Genomic DNA, 18,477 nt, shown 5'->3' with positions numbered 1-18,477 from the left:
GCAAGACCTCACTCACTCGCCGCTGCGCCCTTGTAGCGATGGCCGGTCGGTGGCGGCGGCTGGTTGGTGATGCCCCAGAACATGCCCAGCCCCTGGATGGCGGCGAAGAACTCCTTGAAGTCCACCGGCTTGACCACGAAGGCATTGACGCCCAGCTTGTAGCTCTTGACCAGGTCCTGCTCCTCCTTGGAGGAGGTCAGCATCACGATGGGGATGCTGCGCAGGTCGGCATCGGCGCGCACCGCTTCCAGCACCTCCAGGCCATTGACCTTGGGCAGCTTCAGATCCAGCAGCACCACCGCCGGGTCGCCGTGGTGGGTCTGCGCGAAGCTGCCTTCGCAGCGCAGGTAGTCCAGCGCCAGCGCGCCGTCGCGCACGTGGACGATCTTGTTCAGCAGCTGGCAGCGCGACAGCGCGGTGAGGGTCAGCTCGGCATCCTTGGGATTGTCCTCGACGAGCAGGATGGGTCTGAGATCTCTCATGAGGAGGCTCCGTTAGACAGGGGGAGGGCAAAGGTGAAGCTGGCGCCATGGCCGATCTGGCTTTCCGCCCAGACCCGGCCGCCGTGGCGCGAGACGATGCGCGCCACGTTGGCAAGGCCGATGCCGGTGCCTTCGAATTCATCGCTGTGGTGGAGCCGCTGGAACACGCCGAACAGCTTGTCCACGTAGCGCATGTCGAAGCCGCAGCCGTTGTCCTGCACGGTGAAGCGGATCTCCTCGTCCACCCGCACCGAGCGGATCGCGATCCGCGCCGGGTCGCGGTCGCGGGTGAACTTGATCGCGTTGGCGATCAGGTTCTGCCAGACCAGGCCCAGCATGCCGGGGTCGGCCTGGACCGGATCCAGCGGACCGATCTCCCACTCGATATTGCGGCCGGCCGCCTCCATCGCCAGCTTGCGGATGGTCTCGCGCACCAGCTCGCCACTGTCGATCGGCGTCGGGGTGATGACCGAGCGCCCCATCTGCGAAAAACTCAGCAGGTCATCGACCAGGGTGCCGGCCGAGGTGGCCGATTCGACGATGGTGCTGAGGTAGCGGCGCTCCTCGTCGGTAAGGCGGTCGCCCAGGGAGGTCTCCAGCAGGTCCGAGTAGCCGACGATGTGCCGGAAAGGCGCGCGCAGGTCGTGGCTGACCGAGTAGGAGAAGGCCTCCAGCTCCTTGTTGCTGCGGACAAGCTGTTCGTTGAGCGCGGCCAGCTCTTCGGCCTTGCGCAGCACGATGTCGACGATGGCCGCGCGCAGCTCCAGGGCCGCGTCGCGGTCCAGCTCGTCCCATTCCAGCGACTGGTGGCGCAGCGTTTCCTTCCAGCTCTCGAAGGACATGCGCGGCGATGGCGACTGCCCGTGGCTGCCCTTGCGCGGGTCGCCGCCCCAGTTGACGGTCTGCACGACCTCACCCCTGAACCACAGGACGAAGCTGTCGTGCAGCTGCGAGATGGAAATGGCCAGCAGCCCGCTGGCGACGTCGGCGAAGGCCAGCGCCGGCGCCCATTCGGCACCCAGGGCATGCGAGCTGAAGATCTCTTCCTGCGGGGTCCTGCTGCCCAGCCACTGCACGATCTCCTCGATCTGCCGGGTCGAGGGGCAGGCGCCGAGCCGGATGCACTGGCCGTTGTGGACGATGGCCGCACCGGTGGCCGAGGTCAGCCCCAGCAGGCTTTCCTCCTCGCGGCCCAGTGCGCTGATGAAATCCTCGGTGCCGGCCATGTGACCCAGCAACCGCACCTGCACCGCGCGCCGGGCGATGCGCTTCTCCACCGAGACCGCGCGCTCCTTCAGCGCGATCTGCAGGGACAGGATCTGCCCGATGAATTCGCAGGCGGTACGCACATGCACCGGCACCCGCATCGGCTCCAGGTTATGGCAAGAGATCAGCCCCCACAGCTGCCCTTCGCTGATGATCGAGATCGACATCGAGGCGCCGGTGTCCATGTTCTTCATGTACTGAAGATGCATGGGCGAGACGCTGCGCAACATGGACTGGCTCAGGTCGGTGGGTTCGAGCTGGCGCCGGGCAGGGGCGCGTTCGAACGGCACCGGGGTGTAGTCGCTGTCGGCGATCAGGCGCACCCGGTTGCGCCGATACAGCTCGCGCGCCTGGGCTGGGATGTCCGACTCGGGGAACCGCAGCCCCAGATAGGACGGCAGGCGCTCGTTGCGATGCTCGGCCACCACCGCGCCGTTCCAGCGGCTGTCGAACTGATAGATCAGCGTGCGGTCGAACCCGGCCAGCTGGCGCACGTAGGCCGAGGCGATGGCGCAGGCCTCGATGGTGTCGCTGGTCTGTTCGATCTGCGCGATGCAGGCCTGGATGCTGGGGTAGAGCTCTTCGAGCGTGCCGGCGTCGCCCGGCACCCGCTCTTCCATGTCGATCAGCACCAGCCCCGGCGTGCGGTGCGCCAGCACGTAATGGGCGCCAGCGCGGCCGAAGGGATACGAGCCGATCAGCAGGGACTGGCCTTCCTTGAGCTTTTGCAGCTCGCCGCAGCGCGGTTCGAAGAAGCCGTCGAAGATCGCGCCGACATGCGCGCCGACCAACGGGCCAAACTCTTCGCGCATCTCCTGGCGGGTGACGGCCGCTTCCAGCACCTGCAGGCTTTCGGCGTCCACCACCAGGACCGCACCGTAGGGCTGGATCGCACCAGGCCGATGGATCGGTTCCTGGGCACAGTTGCTGAGATCGACAGCGTGTTCTTCGTGGCGCTTGGCGTTCAAAGGAATCCCGGAAGGCGCGTGGGCGGTCAAAGGTGCGAAAGCCCCACAAGTCATCAGGAGCTGGCGTCCAACGCACCTGCGCCAGTCGCACCAAGGCAGGCACTGGCAGTTTATCCGAGACTGCCATCCCCATCGACCGTGGCGTGGCTCAACGCTGGGCGCAGTGCGGCGCTGTTCCATCCGGGTGCCGGCCTTCACGCTCGACCGCGAATTCACGCTATCGGTAACGCATGCCTTCACGCCACGCTAATTCCTGTGAGTTCAGACGCGAAGAAGCCTTCCCGCGAAAGCCCCTTCACCGATAAATCGGCTCCCACAAATGCGCGGTCGCGCGTAGACGGCCACCTTGTCGATGACGCTCGCCACATGTGGAGCGGCGCTAGGTGGCTTAAGGCCATCAGCCGCGAAGAAGCTTTACCGTGAAAGCCTCTTCGCCGATGAATCGGCTCCCGCACATCCGCGGTGGCTCGGCAGTCGCATGGGAGTCCACGCGCCAGCGCGGCACAGTCGAGGGAAACCCAAGCTGGGAACGAAGCCAGCATATCCAGCTCCTCACCGCAGAGAAGTGGCTTCGTTTGAAGTGGAACGGCCTACAGCGCTGAACGCGACCCGCGCTGGTCCAGGTCCGACCAGCAGTCCTGGGCAATGCGCAGGCAGAGCGCGTCGGGCAGGTCGCAGGCGATCCTGGACAGATAGCGCTTGAACCGGCGTCCCCTGCGCTTGTGGGATCCCTCGCTTTTGACATGGCTCTTGCAGGCCGCCTTCAGGACCGGCTTGACCTGGGTGCGGAAGGACAGCGCCTTCAATGGCCCCAGTGCGTGGCTGACCCGCCAGGGCACGACGGCGTCTTCGAAGAGCCGCCGCCAGCGCGCCCGTCGGGCCGCCCCCTGCTTCACAAGACCGCGTTTCCGCCGGAGATGGTGACCAGCGCCCCAGAGGTGTAGCTGCTGGTGTCCGCGGCGAGCAGCACATAAGTGGAGGCCAGCTCCACCGGTTGCCCGGGACGACCGAAGGGCGTCTGGCTGCCGAAGCTTTCCTGGTCCTCGGCCGACATGCCGGCGGGGATGAAGGGCGTCCAGATCGGCCCGGGAAGCACCGCGTTCACGCGGATCCCGCGCTCGGCCAGCGCACCGGCCAGGCCAACGGTGAGATTGGCGATCGCGCCTTTGGTGGCGGCATAGGGGAACAGGTTGTTGTTGGGCTTGAGCGAGTTGATCGAGGCGGTGTTGATGATGGCGCCACCACGTGGCATGTACGGCACCGCCAGCCGCGAAAGATTGAAGGTGGCACGCACATTGGTGGAAAAGGTCTTGTCCCACTCCTCCAGGGTCACGTCCTCGAACTTCTCGTAGAACGCCTGGTAACCGGCATTGTTGACCAGGATATCCAGCCCTCCGAGCGCCTCGACCGTGTCGCGGATCAGTCCCTCGGCCTGGGCTTGGTCGCTGATGTCGCAGGGGAGCAGGGCGATCGTGACGCCCGCCTGTCGCGCGACCTCGGCGATGCCTTCGGCGTCGGCCTGTTCGTCCGGCAGATAGGTCAGGGCCACATCGGCCCCTTCGCGCGCATAGGCGATCACCACCGCCGCGCCGATGCCGCTGTCGCCGCCGGTGACCAGGGCCTTCTTGCCCTTGAGCTGCGCATGACCGACATAGCGTGTGGCGCCGTCCTCGCCATGATCCGGCCGTGGGTCCATCTTCGCGGTCTTGCCCGGGAAGGACTGCGGCTGCGGCTTGAACGGGGGGCGGGGGAAGTCGGGGAGGGTCATGCGAATCATCCTTCGGCGTTTCGGATGCATCGACCCTAGGCACGCGAAGATCAAGCGATCGTGAGACCGCGGCAGCGCGCGCCCATCGGACTGCAATTCGTGCACGGGCATCGCCCACGGGTCGGCTGCGATGCGCTGCACCGCAGCTGCGCCGGCAGCGTGAACGCTATGGGGTCTGCGCCAGCACGAATCGCACCGCGCGCGCGCGTCCCTGCCTGCGCAGCAAGCCGTGCGCGGCCAGCTCGGTCAGGTCGCGCAAGGCGGTGTCGCTGGACACGCCCAGCAGCTGGCCCCACCGCTTGCTCTGCAGTGCCTCATCCGGGTGGCGCTGCAGATGATCGAGCGCGCGCAGCTGCCTCGGGTTGAGCGATAACCCCGCGCATTGCTGCCAGAAGCGCGAGGCCGAGGTCTCGCGGGCGACGTTGACCTCCGCATGCATCGCCGCGCGCTGCACCTGATGGCAGAACCAGCCCACCCAGTGGGTCAGGTCCAGGTCGCCGGTGCGCGCGATCTCCACCGCTTCCACATAGCCTGCGCGGTCGCGCGCGAACTGCGCCGACAGGCTGCACAGCGCGAGCGGCGCCGCGCGGCGGCCTACCAGGACACGCCTGGAGACCATCCGCGCCAGGCGCGCATTGCCGCACTGGAAAGGGCTCAAGGCCAGGAACCAGATGTGGGCCAGCGCGGCCTTGACCAGGTAGTGGTCGGATTGATCCAGCTCGAGCCACTTCAGAAAGATTTCCAGCTCACCGACGAGGCGCTCGGCGGGCGGGCCTGGCCAGGACATCGCCGGCCCCGCCGAGGCGACGCCGCTGCGCCAACGCCCAGGCCGGATCTGCCTGCCACCGTCGAATCCGGACGGAAACAAGTCCGCGTGCCAGGCCCGCAGGCGTGTCAGGCTCAGCAGTCCGACGCCCGCGCATTCGCGCAGCACCTGGGCAAGCCCGATCGCCCGTTCGTCGGCGGCGCCACCGGCGCCATCGGCATCCGCCACGGCGCTCAGGGCCGCGGCGCGTTCGATCGACTGACCGCTGAGCCAGGCCGTGCGAACAATTTCCTCGGCTTCGGCCGCCTGCTTGAGCTGCGCGTAGGTGCCGGCCGGCAGTTCGGCGGTGCGGCCGCTCACGATGCCCAGCGCGTACTCGGTTTCGGCGCAGATTTCGTGCAGGGCCGCCGCGTCGTAGCGCAGGTGCGGCCAGCCCATAAGTTCCCAGATCTGCGTTCGCGCGTGCATCGCGCAGGCCCTCGTTGAAACGTGAATCATCGCATCGAATGCGGCAATTTGGGTTTGATATGCCCGCAGGAAATGCGTGGGTATGCCTACCTGGCCGGTGGAACTGCGACGCCTGTCTACAAATCGAAACGGCGCCCACAGGAGCGCTGTGCGCGCGTTGCCGCCTTGATTCGCGCGGGCTATGCCTAGGTCCCCCAAGGAGATGATCGGGCTTGCAAGTTGTGATCGACCCAGCGCCGGAGCCCTGTCACCGGCTTGAAGAACAGATGGCCCGGATCGATGCCGTGCTCGCCGCGCAGCGGTTGCGAGGCAGAGGAGACGGGAGTGCGTTGGCAGGCCGTGCGCGGCGGACGATGGCGGCGCTCGGACAGCGGCTGCGCAGGTGTGGCCGCTCGCGTGAAGTGATTGGCCAGCGCGGACGCTCAGCCGAGCCCCGCTCGCGCATGCAGCCAGCCCGTCCGACGCGTCCCGCACAAGGCGCCTGCTGTCGACCGGATCGTAGCCATCGCGGACGCATGGGGCAGGCCAATGCTTGAGCGCGTCCTGCAGCCTGGGCCACGCGCCGGCCAGGCGTCCGGTGCCGAATACGACGACGACGTTCCCCCGCAACGCCAGGCGATCACCTTGGTGCAGAACGGGGCTGCGCTCTCAGTGGAATCGGCGCTGCTGGGCGATCCGTCCCTGCCTCCCGGCAAGCGCCCGGAACTCACCGTGGATGCTGGCGCCCTGGGCGGTGTGCAGCGCGCGCTGTGGGAAACCCAGCGTTGCCTGCTGCCCTGCATGGCCCTGCAATCGCGCGACCCGTCCACGATGCGGCCGCTGTACTGGCACGTGGTCGGGCGGCCGGTGCTGTACCTGGCGGGCATTCGCATGGTCACCCGTGTCGCCGACCGCATGCAGCCGTGGTGCCTGCTCATTTCCCGGCCGCAGCTGGGCACCGGATCGCCGCTTCCCCTGCACCTGTCCGAAATGACGCCCAGGCAGTGGCTGGAGCTGGACGGGGTGGAGGCCTGGAAGCATTTGCGGCTGGACTGGCTGCCGGTGGACAAGCGTGTGGCGCTGTCCTTCCCCCCATGACCGGGCCAGGCCGCGCCTACGGGCGTGGCCGGCGCAGCTCGTCGATATCGGTGGACGTACCCAGCCACTCGCTGACGTTGCCGCGCTCATCGCGTACCGGCAGTCCGCGCGTGTGGAACCAGCGATAGGCCTGCCGTTGCCGGTTGCCGATGCGGTGCTCCACCTCGAGCACGCCCAGTTCGTTGGCCGCGGTCCAGGCCGCGTGCGTGGCCGCGCGGTCTTCGGGGTGGATCGCCGCCAGCCACCCCAGGCCCGCGCTTTCGCTGGGTTGCTGACCGGTCCAGGCCGCCCATTGCGGGCTGGACCAGGTCCAGCTGCCCTGGTCCAGCGAGCGCCAGACCAGCTGCGGGATGCCTTCCACCAGCGTCCGCAGCCGGGTCTCGCTGTCGCGCAGCGCGCGCTGGGCCTGCACGACCTGGGTGATGTCGGTGAAGGTCACCACCGCGCCGCCGATGAAGTTGTCCACGCTGCGGTAGGGCAGCACGCGCACGATGTAGCGCTCGGCCGTGGCCGGGTCCTCCACTTCGCGTTCCACCGAGGCCAGGGTGCGGATGACGCGGCGCACATCGTCCTGCAGCTCGTCGTAGGCGAGGCGGCACTTGAGGTGCGCGATCGGGCGATGCAGGTCGCCTTCCACCAGCGGCAGGATGTCGGTCACCGCGGGCGTGAAGTTGGTGACGCGAAGCTCGTTGTCCAGGAACACGGTGGCGATCTGCGTGCTCTCGAACAGATTCTTCAGGTCGCTGTTGGCCTGCGCCAGCTCCTGCACGCGATGCCCCAGCTCGCCGTTGACCGTGGTGACTTCCTCGTTGACCGACTGCAGCTCCTCCTTGGAAGTCTCAAGCTCCTCGTTGGCGCTCTGCAGCTCCTCGTTGAGGGACTGGTATTCCTCGTTGGAGGATTTGAGTTCCTCGTTGGTGCTTTCCAGTTCCTCGATCATGGCCTGCAGGCGCTCGCGGGTCACGCGCAGTTCGTGCTCCAGGGCGCGCACGTGCTCATCGCGCGTGGCCAGGGCCTCGTCGGCGGGCATCGGCGCGGTCGGCGCGGTGGCGAGCTCCTTGAAGAGCACCACGTATCCCCGGGAGCTTTGCTGGGGATCGGCCGTGGGCTCGACGATGATCTCCACCCCCGTCCTGACCTCCCCATGGGCCATGGCCGCGCTCAGCCGCACCGGCCGCTGCTCCAGGCTGGCCTTGTCCAGGGCGCTGCGCAGGTCGAGCCTGAGGTCGCGATGGGCCAGGTTGAGCAGGTTCAGGCTGGGCGTCCCGCTGTTGGGGTGGATGAAGCGCCCGACCTGGGAGGAGAAGTGCAGCACATCGAACTGCTCGTCGATGACGGCATAGGCCGGTGCGTGCCGCTCGGCGATCCGCTCGCCCAGCCGGACCAGGCCATGGCTGGGCACGGCAGGACGCAGCGCCGGCTGGGTGGCCGGGGGCGCCTGGAGCGCGGCCGCCAGCGGGAAGTCCGAATGGATCTTTCCCTCGAAGGCGATCTTATGGAACACCCGATAGCTGCGTTCCACCGGCGAAAACAGGCGCGCATGCCGCGAGACGTTCTCGGAATTGCCCAGGAACAGGTAGCCGCGCGGCTTGAGCGCGAAATGGAACAACGGCACCACCCGCGACTGCAGGTCCGCATCCAGGTAGATCAGCAGGTTGCGGCAGGACACCAGGTCCAGCTTGGAGAAGGGCGGGTCCTTGACGATGCTGTGCTGGGAAAAGATGCACATCTCGCGCAGCTCGCGCACCACCCGGTAGGTATCGGCTTCCTTGACGAACCAGCGCGCCAGCCGCTCCGGGGCGATGTCCGCAGCGATGCCCAGCGGATAGCGGCCGACCCGCGCCATGGCCAGCGCGCGCCCGTCGATGTCGCTGGCGAAGATCTGCAGGTGCGGCGGCGCATCCAGCGTTTCGGCGAATTCCCGCAGCAGGATGCCGATGGAATAGGCCTCCTCGCCGGTAGAGCAGCCCAGCACCCAGACGCGGATCTGGTCCTGGGCGGTCTTGCCCTCGAACATGCGCGGCACGATGACCTTTTGCAGGAAATCGAACTCCTTCTGGTCGCGGAAAAACTGGGTCACGCCGATCAGCAGGTCGTTGAACAGCCGCTGCGCCTCTTCCGGCCGGCTGCGCAGGATCTCCAGATATGCCTCCAGCTGCGAGGCCTGCACCACCTGCATGCGCCGCTGCACCCGGCGCAGGAAGGTGGCGCGCTTGTATCCGTGGAAGTCGTGGCCAGTGGCCGAGCGCAGGATGGTGGCGATCTGGTTGAGGCTCTGCAGTTCGACCGCGCTCTCCGGTGCAATGGCGTCATTGCCGAACAGGTGACGCAGATAGGCCGTGAGCCTGGCACCGACGGCCGCGGCGGGCAGCAGCTCATCGACCAGGGCCGCCGATTCGGCCGGGGAGGGGTCGCTGGCGACCTGCGCCGGGTCGGCCGTGGCCAGGGTCAGGCCGCCGAAGTCCTTGATCGTGGTCACGCCCAGCGCGCCGTCGCCGTCGCCGATCTCGCCCAGCATCAGGCAGGCGGCAAAGCGTCCCCAGGCCTGGGCGGCGGAGACCAGCAAGGTATCGATCACCCCGCGTTCGCCCGGCGTGCGCTGGTCCAGGCGCAGGCGGAAGCGGTCCTGCTCCAGCGAGACCACCATCTGCGAGGGCGCCAGGAACCACGTGCCCGGAACGATCCGCGCGCCATCGCGCGGGATCTGCGCGTGGTGCCCGGATTGATCCAGGGCCGTCAGCCGCGCGCTGTCGTCGCCCTCGGCGTGGTCGTGCACCACCAGCACCACGCACATGCGCGGATCGGCAGGGATGGAAGACAGATCGCGCACCCGCTGTTGCAGGTCCTTGCCCGAGGCGATCACCACCAGCAGCAGCCCCATGTCGGCGCCTTCGGGCGGGTGTTCGGGCAGGATCGGAGAGGTCATGGCGTGGGTCTTCGGATGCGAACGCGCATGATCGCCGATAAGCCCGGCACGCGGCCATGCTCAGCCGGGTTCCGGTTGGCGTTCCTCGGGGGCCTTGAGCGAACTCAGCACCGCCACGCGCAAGGTTTCGGCGTAGCGGCGGTATTCCTCGGCGCGTTGCTCATAGGACTCGGTCAATGCCACCCGTCCGGCCACGCGGTTCTCCTCGGCCATCCTGCTCACCAGCTGGGCGCGCTCCTCGATCACCCGGAGCGCGACGCGGATGGCCTCATCCACGGCGTCTTCCTGCTTGCTGGCCATGTACTCGGCGGTCATGGCGTGGCCGACCTGACAGCGATAGCGCAGCGGGATCTGCCCGGTCATTTCCGACATGACCCCGCCGCAGGCCGGACAGGTCATGCTGGAGGGACGCACGCAGGGGCCGAGCTGCTTGGTGTTGCCGATGTCGCCAGCGGCGATGCTGACTTCCAGCATGATGTCCTCCGGTACCTGTACCGGCCACCCGGCGGGCTCGTCCAGCAGGTCCTGCAGCAGGGCCGGCATCGCCTCGGCGCGTGCGACCAGATCCAGCGAGGCGATCTTGGCCACGGCCGCTGCCGGCATGCCCGGCGCCAGGGCGTCGGCCGGATCCTGGGCCACGGCCACGCCGCCGCAGCGCTTGATCGCGTCCAGGCCGGAGACACCGTCGTCCAGCATGCCCGACAGCAGCACGGCCACCGCGCGCGGGCCGTAGCTGACCGCGACGGAGCGGAACAGCGGGTCGATCGCCGGGCGCGCAAGATTCTCGCGCGGGCCATTGCCCAGGCGAAACCGTCCATCGACCAGCAACAGGTGACGGTCGGGCGTGGCCACGTAGACATGCCCAGGCTCCGGCGCGATGCCCTCGATGGCCGCACTGACCGGCAGATGCGGCGAGGCCGCGGTGACCGTGGACAGAATGCCCATTCCGTTTGCCGGCATGTGCAGCAGCACGATCACCGGCTGTTTCAGGTCCGGTCCCAGCCCGTCCAGCAGCATGCGCAGTGGCGGCACCGCGCCGGCCGATCCGCCGATGACCAGCACGCCGCGTGTCTGTACTTCCTCATCCATCCAAGATCTCCGGCGCGTGTGCGCAGCGTTCGCCGATCACGATGCATGAACGCGCGTGAAAGGCACACTAGGCAGTGGGGGATTCACACATCGTGATATGGAAATGGTGATCTATGGCAAACCCCTCTTTTGCGATCGTGGACGACGACACCAACTTCTGCAGCCTGGCCGCGGAGATCGCCTCCGAGTATGGATTCCAGGCGCGCGGCATGCACAGCGTCGGCGAAGCCAAGCGCTGGCTGCGCGATCACAGCCCGGACCTGATGCTGCTGGACGTGCGTCTGCCCGATGGCTCGGGCTACGAAGTGCTGGATACGCTCACCCCGCGGCATCGCGGCAAGGTGGTCATGGTCAGCGGCAGCGCCGATGCCAGCGAGATCGCGCGCGCCGTGTCCAGCCACGCCAGCGATTACTGGCTCAAGCCCCTGCCCGCGAGCAAGCTGCTTGAACTGCTCAGAAGCGTGGCCAGCAGTTACTCGGACCAGCAGGCGAGGGTGCCGGACAGCATGGGGCTGGTCGGCACCAGTCCGCCGATGACACGACTGCGCGCGGACATCCGCCGCGCCGCCGGCTCGGCGGTCCACGTCATGCTGTTCGGCGAAGCCGGCACCGGCAAGGCCACGGTGGCGCGTGCCTTGCACGCCGCCAGCGGAGCCAAGGGTGAGCTCGTGCTCGTCAATTGCTGGCAGGCGCAGCACAACAGCGACTTCGGTCTGCAGGCGCTGGTCGAGGCCTACGAGCGCAGTCGCGCCGGCACGCTGTTGCTGCAGGACATCGATCTGCTCGCATCCGGCCTGCAGCGCGAATTCGCCAGCTTTATCAGGGGCCTGCAAAGCGATACGACCGATCCCGACGCGTTCACCCGCATCGTCGCGGCCACTGGCGAGCCGATGGAGGCGGCAGCCGGGGTCATCTACCCGGGACTGTTCTACCGCCTGTACGAGCACGGCATCCACCTGCCGCCGCTGCGCGAGCGCGGACATGACCTGGACCTGCTGGCACGGCATTTTCTGGAACAGCACAACGCACGCAGCGGCCAGGACAGGGCGCTGGCCCGCATTGCCGACCACGTGCGCAGCTATCCCTGGCCGGGCAATGTGCGCGAGCTCGCCAACGCCGTGGCCCAGGCGTATTCCTCGCGCGAAGAGGGCGAGGTGCAGCTGCGCGTGACGCGCGGCGCGCAGAAGCCCACCGTGGCGATGGAAGCCATCGCGCCGGCAAGCGAGTCGACCTCCAAGGCGCTGGCGCACGCGCAGGACGCGGTGGTCATTCCCGTCGGCACGCGTATGCGCGAAGTCGAGCAGATCATGCTCGAGGCCACGCTCAAGCACTGCAACGGCGACAAGACCGCGGCCTCGCGCGTCCTGGGCGTCAGCACCCGGACCATCCACAACTGGGTCAGGCGGCGCCCCGACGACGCCGCGCACAGCTGATCACTCGCGCGACGGGCGCGGCTTGAGACGTTCGAAGTCCGCGCTGTAGGCCTTGACGAAGGCGTTCCTGAGAATGCCCAGGATCGCCGGCAGCGTGCCCAGTTCACGGTCGCCCAGCCGGCCCTGGATGGGCACCCGCGTGGCGAACTGGTCCTCCGGCTGATTCTTGAAGACCTTGGTCACCACCTCGGTGGTGGCCTCCCAGACGATGCGCAGCGGATTCTTGCTGGAGTCCTGGACATCGCCCTTCCAGCTGAAGATCTGCATGTCCTTGAACAACGGCGTGGCGTAGCCGTCCAGTACGCCGTCGCGCGCCTGCAGCTCCAGCACGAAGTCGCCGTGACCGGATTCGAAATCGACCTTGGCGTAAGCGCGTGCCAGCGTGTTCAAGCGGGTGAGTTCAATGCCGGTCGCGCGCAGGTGCACGTCGAAATCCCCCGCCTTGTCGAACGGGTCGAAGTCGGCCTTGACCTCCAGCGGCGCGGTGCCGAGCACCCGTCCGGTGGCATCCAGGTGGGCGATGCGCCGCGGATCCTTGGGCGGCAGCACATTGCCCAGGTTGGTCACATGCGCCTGGATGGCTTGGACCGCCACGCTGACCTTCGGCTGGCGGATGAGGTTGTGGAAGCGCACCACGCCGTCATGGATGTCCAGGGTGTTGACCTGGAACAGCACGATGCGGTCCAGCTGCTCGCGCCAATCCACGCCCTGTCCGGCCTGGGAGTCGCTCTGGTCGCGTCCGTCGACGAAGTTGATCACCGGCGACTGGAACTCAAGCTCACCCACGACCCGGCCGCGGAACAGGTGGCGCCAGGACAGGGCGATATCGGTCCGCTGCGCCAGGAAGAACGGCACGGTGATCTTGCCGCTGGTCTTGGTGATCTCCAGGTCGTGCAGGACGTAGGCGCCCCGCCACAGCGCGATATCGACATCGCGCACATGCCCGCGGTAGTCGCCCATGTGCGCAATGCGCGCATTGATCTGTTGCAGGACGATGGACGGAAGCGCCAGCCGCGCGCCGATCAGCAGCACGGCCGCCAAGGCCAGCCAGGCGGGGATGCGGTAACGCCGTTTCATGCGGGATGCCTGTTGTCGCGAGGTGGGCATGGTAGGCGCGGCGGTGTCAAGCGTGTGCGGTGGTGGGGATTGGGGATTCGGGATTGGGGATTGGGGATTGGGGATTGGGGATTTGCTGGGGGATTGCCGACGTGTGTGGCTTTTGCGTGGGTCACGCCTTGCCAAGAAGGGCGCGCGAAAATCTTCAATCCCGAATCCCGAATCCCGAATCCCGAATCCCGAATCCCGAATCCCGAATCCCGAATCCCGAATCCCCAATCCCCAATCCCCAATCCCCAATCCCCCCACATGCGCTATCTTCGCGCGGTGCGCCCGTTCCCCCGTTCCGCTGCAGATTCGTCGATTGACGCAGCCGGTGCCGCGCACGCTCGCACCGCCACGGCTTGTCAATGACTGATCCATCTCCCACATTGGCGGCCCTGTCCGCTTTCAGCCCGGCGACCCGGGCCTGGTTCGCCGCTTCCTTCGAACATGCCACGCCCGTGCAGCTGCAGGCCTGGGAGGCGATCAGCAGCGGCGAGCACACGCTAGTCATCGCGCCTACCGGCTCGGGCAAGACTTTGGCGGCCTTCCTGTATGCCATCGACCGTCTGTTCGAGGCGCCTACGCCCCGGCCCGCGGGCAAAGGCGTGGCACCGGCTGCCGGCACCCGGGTGCTCTACATCTCGCCGATCAAGGCGCTGGCAGCCGATATCCGTCGCAACCTGGAGCGGCCACTGCAAGGCGTGGCCGCCCAGCGTCGCCACCGTGGCGATCCGATCAGCGAGCCGTCGGTGGCTATCCGCAGCGGCGACACCACCCCATCCGAACGCGCGCGGCTGGCGCGGCGACCGCCGGACATCCTGATCACCACGCCCGAGTCGCTGTTCCTGATGCTGACCTCCAAGGCCAGGGACACCCTGCGCGAGGTGGACACCATCATCATCGATGAGATTCATGCCGTGGCCGGCAGCAAGCGCGGCACGCACCTGGCGTTGACGCTGGAGCGGCTGGAGGCCGGGCTGCAGCGGCCGGCCCAGCGCATCGGTCTGTCGGCGACCGTGCGTCCGCCCGAGGTGGTCGCACGCTTCCTGGGCGGCGACCGACCGGTCAGGGTGGTGAGCCCGCCATCGCGGCGGCGCCTGGACCTGCAGATCGTGGTGCCGGTGGAGGACATGTCCGACATCCCCGCGCACGATGCCGGGGGCCAGGCGCGCGGCACCAGGGCCGGGTCGATCTGGCCGCACGTGGAGGCCAGCATCCTCGATGAGGTGCTGCGCCGCCGCTCCACCATCGTCTTCGCCAACTCGCGCGGGGTGGCCGAAAAGCTCACCGCCCGCTTGAACGAGCTGCATGCCGAACGCGTGGCCCAGGCTGCGGGCCTGCCCACGGCACAAGTGGAGGCTCAGCCATTCGATTCGTTCTCCGGCGCGACGTCCAAGCGGGTGACGGTGGCGCCCGAGCACATCGCCCGTTCCCACCATGGCTCGGTTTCCAAGGAGCAGCGCGCCGAGATCGAGCAGGCGCTCAAGGACGGGCAGCTGCGCTGCGTGGTGGCCACCTCCAGCCTGGAGCTGGGCATCGACATGGGGCAGGTGGACCTGGTCATCCAGGTCGCCGCACCGCCATCGGTGGCCAGCGCGCTGCAGCGCGTGGGCCGCGCCGGCCACCAGGTGGGCGGGCTGTCCTCCGGGCGCCTGTACCCACGCACCCGGCGCGATCTCATCGACACCACGGTGGCGGTGGAGTGCATGCTGGCCGGGCGGATCGAGGCCTTGTCCCCGCCGGTCAATCCGCTGGACGTGCTGGCCCAGCACACCGTCGCGGCGGTGGCGATGGAGCCGCTGGACGTGGAGGCTTGGTTCGCCCGCGTCCGCCGCGCCGCGCCGTACCGGGACCTGCCGCGTCGCGCGTTCGAGGCCACCCTGGACATGCTGGCCGGGCGCTATTCCTCCGACGACTTCGCCGGTTTCCGGCCGCGCCTGGTGTGGAACCGCCAGACCAATCAGCTCAGCGCGCGTCCTGGTGCCCGGCAGCTGGCGGTGACCAGCGGCGGCACCATTCCCGACCGCGGAAGCTACCGCGTGGTCCTGCCCGAGGGCGAGGAGCGCGCCGGCTCGCGCCGGGTGGGCGAGCTGGACGAAGAGATGGTGCACGAGTCGCGCGTCAACGATGTCATCACCCTGGGGGCGACCTCCTGGCGCATCGACCAGATCACCCACGACCAGGTCGTGGTCACCCCGGCGCCGGGGCGCTCGGCGCGCCTGCCGTTCTGGCGCGGCGAAGGCCTGGGCCGGCCGGCTGAGCTGGGCCAGGCGGTCGGGCAGTTCCTGGAAACGCTGGCCGCGGAGATCGAAGGCGACGAAGCGGGCATGACGCCCGCCTTGCAGTCCCGCCTGGCCGCGTGCGGGCTGGACGCCAGGGGCAGCGCCAACCTGCTGGCGCTGGTGCGCGAGCAGCGCCAGGCCACGGGCCTGGTGCCCGGCGCGCAGACCCTGGTGGCCGAGCGCAGCCGCGACGAAACCGGCGACTGGCGCATCATGCTGCACTCGCCGTATGGGCGTGCCGTGCACGATCCCTGGGCGCTGGCCCTGGCCGACCGGCTGCGCGAGCAGTGGCAGGTGGATCCGGCGGTGGTGGCCAGCGACGACGGCATCGTGGTGCGTCTGCCCGAGACCACCGGTCGCATTCCGGGCGCCGAACTGTTCGTGTTCGACCCCAAGCAGCTGCGCGAGCAGGTCAGCCGCTGCGTCGGCGGCTCGGCCCTGTTCGCCGCGCGCTTTCGCGAGTGCGCCTCGCGCGCGCTGCTGCTGCCGCGCCGGCAGCCGGGCAAACGCTCGCCGCTGTGGCAGCAGCGGTTGCGCGCCGGGCAGCTGCTGGCCATCGCCCAGCAATACCCCGAGTTCCCCATCCTGGTTGAGACCGCGCGCGAATGCCTGCAGGACGTCTACGACCTGGACGCGCTGGAGCGGCTGATGCAGCGCATCGCCCGCGAGGAGGTGCGGCTGGTGGAGGTGCAGACGCAGACGCCTTCACCGTTCGCGGCCAACCTGCTGTTCGGCTACGTGGCCGAGTTCCTGTATGCCGGCGATGCGCCTGCCGCCGAGCGCCGCGCCTCCATGCTGACCCTGGACAGTGGCCTGTTGGGCGAGCTGCTCGGCCAGGTCGACGCCGCCGAGCTGCTGGATCCGGCCGTGGTCGCGCGCATCGCCGCCGATCTGCAATGCCTGTCGGCCGAGCGCCAGGTCGTGGGCGTGGAAGGCGTGGCCGATCTGTTGCGGCAGCTGGGGCCGTTGACCAGTGAGGCGGTGGCCAGGCGGATGAAGCAGGGCGAGGCCGGGAGCGCGCTTGCGGCGCTGCGCGAGCAGGGGCGCGCCATCCAGATCGTCCTGGGTGGCACGCCGCACTGGGCCGCCATCGAGGACGCCGGCCGTCTGCGCGATGCCCTGGGGGTGCGCGTGCCGGCACAGGTGCCGGCGGTGTTCCTGCAGCCCACGCCGGACCCGCTCGGCGAGCTGGTCTGGCGCTACGCGCGGGTGCACGGCCCGTTCACCACCCGGCAACTGGCCCAGGCGCTGGGCCTGGGCGTTGCGGTGGCGGAGGCGGCACTGGTCGCGCTGGCCGAGCAGGGACGCCTGCTGCGCGGCAATTTCGCCCGCCTGGCCGAGCCGGAAGTGGAGGATGCCGCAAGGTCCGGGCATGCGGACGCCACCAGGGCATGGCTGGCGCAGGAGGTCTTCCAGCGCCTGCGCGTGCGCTCGCTGCAGGCCGCGCGCGAGGCGGCGCGGCCGGTGCCGCAGGCCGCCCTGGTGCGCCTGCTGCTGGAGCGCCACGACCTGGCGCCCGGGCAACGCCTGGAAGGCCCGGAGGGCGTGCTGCACGTGGTGGAGCAGCTGGCCGGCGTGCCGCTGCCGGTGTCGGCCTGGGAGCAGCAGATCCTGCCGGCGCGGGTGCGCGCCTATGCGCCGAACGTGCTCGACGCGTTGATCGGCAGCGGCGCCGTGCAATGGTGCGGCCACGGCCGCCTGGGCGAGGACGACGGCCTGGTGTCGCTGCATCTGCGCGAGCTGGCCGCCGAATCGCTGCCGGCGCTGGACCTGTCGCAGCTGACCGCATCGCCGCTGGAGCAGGCCATCGTCCAGGCGCTGGAAGGAGGCGCGGGCTACTTCGCGCGGCAGCTGGCGCTGCATGTGCAGGCCAGGCTGGGCGCCGGGGAGGCCTTCGATGTGGAACGCTTCCACGCCGCGCTGTGGGATCTGCTCTGGAAGGGCGTGGTGACTACGGACTCCTGGGCGCCACTGCGTGCCTTCAATGGTGCCCACCCGCAGCGGGCGCGGCGGGTCGGTCGTGCGCGCCATCGCGCGGCGCGGCGGCGCGTGCCGTTGTGGGAGCCCGACGCTGCCGTCGTCGCCACCTTGGGCGTGGCGAGCTTCGCCGCACCCACCCTGGACGGCCGGTGGTCGCTGCTGCAGCGTGAGCCCCTGGGCGACACCGAGCGCGCCGTTGCGATGACCGAGGCCCTGCTGGAGCGGCATGCCATCGTCACCCGCGGCGCGGCCATGAGCGAAGGCATCGTCGGTGGCTTCCCGGCGCTGCAGCAGGTCCTGCGCGGCATGGAAGACGCCGGCCGCGTACTGCGCGGTCGTTTCGTGGAGGGGCTGGGTGGGGCGCAGTTCGCCGAGCGGACCACGGTCGATCGCCTGCGTGCGTTGGCGGGTCGAGCGCGGGCCGGCAGCGCGCAGGCCATCGCCTTGTCCGCCGTCGACCCGGCCAACCCCTTCGGCGCGGTGCTGCCATGGCCAGACCACCCCTTCGGCACGCGCCCGACGCGGCGTGCGGGGGCCTTCGTGGTGGTCGACAGCGGCGCGCTGGTGTTCTATCTCGGCCAGGGCGGACGGGGGCTGTTGAACTTCCTGTCGCCTGGCGCAGCAGGCGCCGAAGCCAGGCTGTCACGGGCCGCGCAAGCGCTGGTGCAAGCGCTGCGGCGCGGCAACGCCTTGCGCTTCACCCTGGAGCGGATCGACGAATCGGCCGTCGACCGCGGACCTGTGACCGATGCGTTACGGGGCGCTGGATTCTCCAGCGCCCCGCGCGGGTTGACCTGGGACGGCTGAGCGCGATCCCGGCTATGCGGCGCCGACGGTCTCGTCAGGCCGTGTGGCGCGTAGCGCTCACGCG

10 protein-coding genes and 1 pseudogene are annotated in these 18,477 nt (G+C 68.8%); 3 read left to right on the top strand and 8 right to left on the bottom strand.

The window, feature by feature from the left end; translation table 11 throughout:
- Positions 1 to 8: 8 nt before the first annotated feature.
- The 5 genes from EPA99_RS17360 to EPA99_RS17340 all read right to left on the bottom strand — a co-directional run bounded on the left by EPA99_RS17360 (position 9) and on the right by EPA99_RS17340 (position 5,718).
- Positions 9 to 482 (bottom strand): response regulator, encoded by a 474-nt coding sequence (locus tag EPA99_RS17360; protein WP_129472520.1) that lies wholly within the window; start codon positions 480 to 482, stop codon positions 9 to 11.
- On the bottom strand, positions 479 to 2,716 hold the full coding sequence (locus EPA99_RS17355; RefSeq protein ID WP_241688447.1) for an ATP-binding protein: 2,238 nt from the start codon (positions 2,714 to 2,716) through the stop codon (positions 479 to 481). Before EPA99_RS17355 ends, EPA99_RS17360 begins: the two co-directional genes overlap by 4 nt.
- 590 nt (positions 2,717 to 3,306) lie before the next feature.
- On the bottom strand, positions 3,307 to 3,555 hold the full coding sequence (locus EPA99_RS17350; RefSeq protein ID WP_129472518.1) for a hypothetical protein: 249 nt from the start codon (positions 3,553 to 3,555) through the stop codon (positions 3,307 to 3,309).
- A 53-nt stretch (positions 3,556 to 3,608) separates the two neighbouring features.
- A complete protein-coding gene (locus EPA99_RS17345; protein ID WP_129472517.1) occupies positions 3,609 to 4,484 on the bottom strand; it encodes an SDR family oxidoreductase in 876 nt (291 codons plus the stop codon).
- A 166-nt stretch (positions 4,485 to 4,650) separates the two neighbouring features.
- Positions 4,651 to 5,718 carry a Fic family protein gene (locus EPA99_RS17340; RefSeq protein WP_164978696.1) on the bottom strand — a complete coding sequence of 356 codons (1,068 nt, stop codon included), beginning with the start codon at positions 5,716 to 5,718 and terminating at the stop codon, positions 4,651 to 4,653.
- Between the two features lie 528 nt (positions 5,719 to 6,246).
- Between EPA99_RS17340 and EPA99_RS17335 the strand changes: the two genes are divergently transcribed.
- Positions 6,247 to 6,795 (top strand): hypothetical protein, encoded by a 549-nt coding sequence (locus EPA99_RS17335; RefSeq protein ID WP_129472515.1) that lies wholly within the window; start codon positions 6,247 to 6,249, stop codon positions 6,793 to 6,795.
- A gap of 28 nt (positions 6,796 to 6,823) precedes the next feature.
- On the opposite strand, the pseudogene EPA99_RS17330 reads toward EPA99_RS17335, so the two are convergent.
- Both EPA99_RS17330 and EPA99_RS17325 read right to left on the bottom strand, forming a co-directional pair.
- Positions 6,824 to 9,721: pseudogene (locus EPA99_RS17330) on the bottom strand (CheR family methyltransferase); the annotation flags it as partial.
- Between the two features lie 60 nt (positions 9,722 to 9,781).
- On the bottom strand, positions 9,782 to 10,810 hold the full coding sequence (locus EPA99_RS17325; RefSeq protein WP_129472513.1) for a chemotaxis protein CheB: 1,029 nt from the start codon (positions 10,808 to 10,810) through the stop codon (positions 9,782 to 9,784).
- Between the two features lie 113 nt (positions 10,811 to 10,923).
- Here EPA99_RS17325 and EPA99_RS17320 point away from each other — a divergent pair, with 113 nt between their 5' ends.
- Positions 10,924 to 12,243 carry a sigma-54-dependent transcriptional regulator gene (locus EPA99_RS17320; RefSeq protein WP_129472512.1) on the top strand — a complete coding sequence of 440 codons (1,320 nt, stop codon included), beginning with the start codon at positions 10,924 to 10,926 and terminating at the stop codon, positions 12,241 to 12,243.
- On the opposite strand, the gene EPA99_RS17315 is transcribed toward EPA99_RS17320, so the two are convergent.
- Positions 12,244 to 13,320, bottom strand: a complete 1,077-nt coding sequence (locus EPA99_RS17315; protein WP_164978695.1) for a DUF748 domain-containing protein — start codon at positions 13,318 to 13,320, stop codon at positions 12,244 to 12,246.
- A 389-nt stretch (positions 13,321 to 13,709) separates the two neighbouring features.
- Here EPA99_RS17315 and EPA99_RS17305 point away from each other — a divergent pair, with 389 nt between their 5' ends.
- Complete coding sequence (locus EPA99_RS17305) at positions 13,710 to 18,413, top strand: ATP-dependent helicase (protein WP_129472509.1); 4,704 nt, start codon at positions 13,710 to 13,712, stop codon at positions 18,411 to 18,413.
- Positions 18,414 to 18,477 lie beyond the last annotated feature (64 nt).

It is taken from the genome of Pseudoxanthomonas composti (assembly GCF_004122095.1).
GTDB classification, from domain to species: Bacteria; Pseudomonadota; Gammaproteobacteria; order Xanthomonadales; family Xanthomonadaceae; genus Pseudoxanthomonas_A; species Pseudoxanthomonas_A composti.
Note: the sequence above shows the minus strand (reverse complement) of the source record. Positions and strands in the feature narration are given on the sequence as shown.

Excerpts from the sequence above, each read along its gene's own strand:
- EPA99_RS17360 (WP_129472520.1), bottom strand. The coding sequence starts at position 482 with ATGAGAGATCTCAGACCCATCCTGCTCGTCGAGGACAATCCCAAGGAT.
- EPA99_RS17345 (WP_129472517.1), bottom strand. The coding sequence starts at position 4,484 with ATGACCCTCCCCGACTTCCCCCGCCCCCCGTTCAAGCCGCAGCCGCAG.
- EPA99_RS17340 (WP_164978696.1), bottom strand. The coding sequence starts at position 5,718 with ATGCACGCGCGAACGCAGATCTGGGAACTTATGGGCTGGCCGCACCTG.
- EPA99_RS17335 (WP_129472515.1), top strand. The coding sequence starts at position 6,247 with ATGCTTGAGCGCGTCCTGCAGCCTGGGCCACGCGCCGGCCAGGCGTCC.
- EPA99_RS17325 (WP_129472513.1), bottom strand. The coding sequence starts at position 10,810 with ATGGATGAGGAAGTACAGACACGCGGCGTGCTGGTCATCGGCGGATCG.
- EPA99_RS17320 (WP_129472512.1), top strand. The coding sequence starts at position 10,924 with ATGGCAAACCCCTCTTTTGCGATCGTGGACGACGACACCAACTTCTGC.
- EPA99_RS17315 (WP_164978695.1), bottom strand. The coding sequence starts at position 13,320 with ATGAAACGGCGTTACCGCATCCCCGCCTGGCTGGCCTTGGCGGCCGTG.
- EPA99_RS17305 (WP_129472509.1), top strand. The coding sequence starts at position 13,710 with ATGACTGATCCATCTCCCACATTGGCGGCCCTGTCCGCTTTCAGCCCG.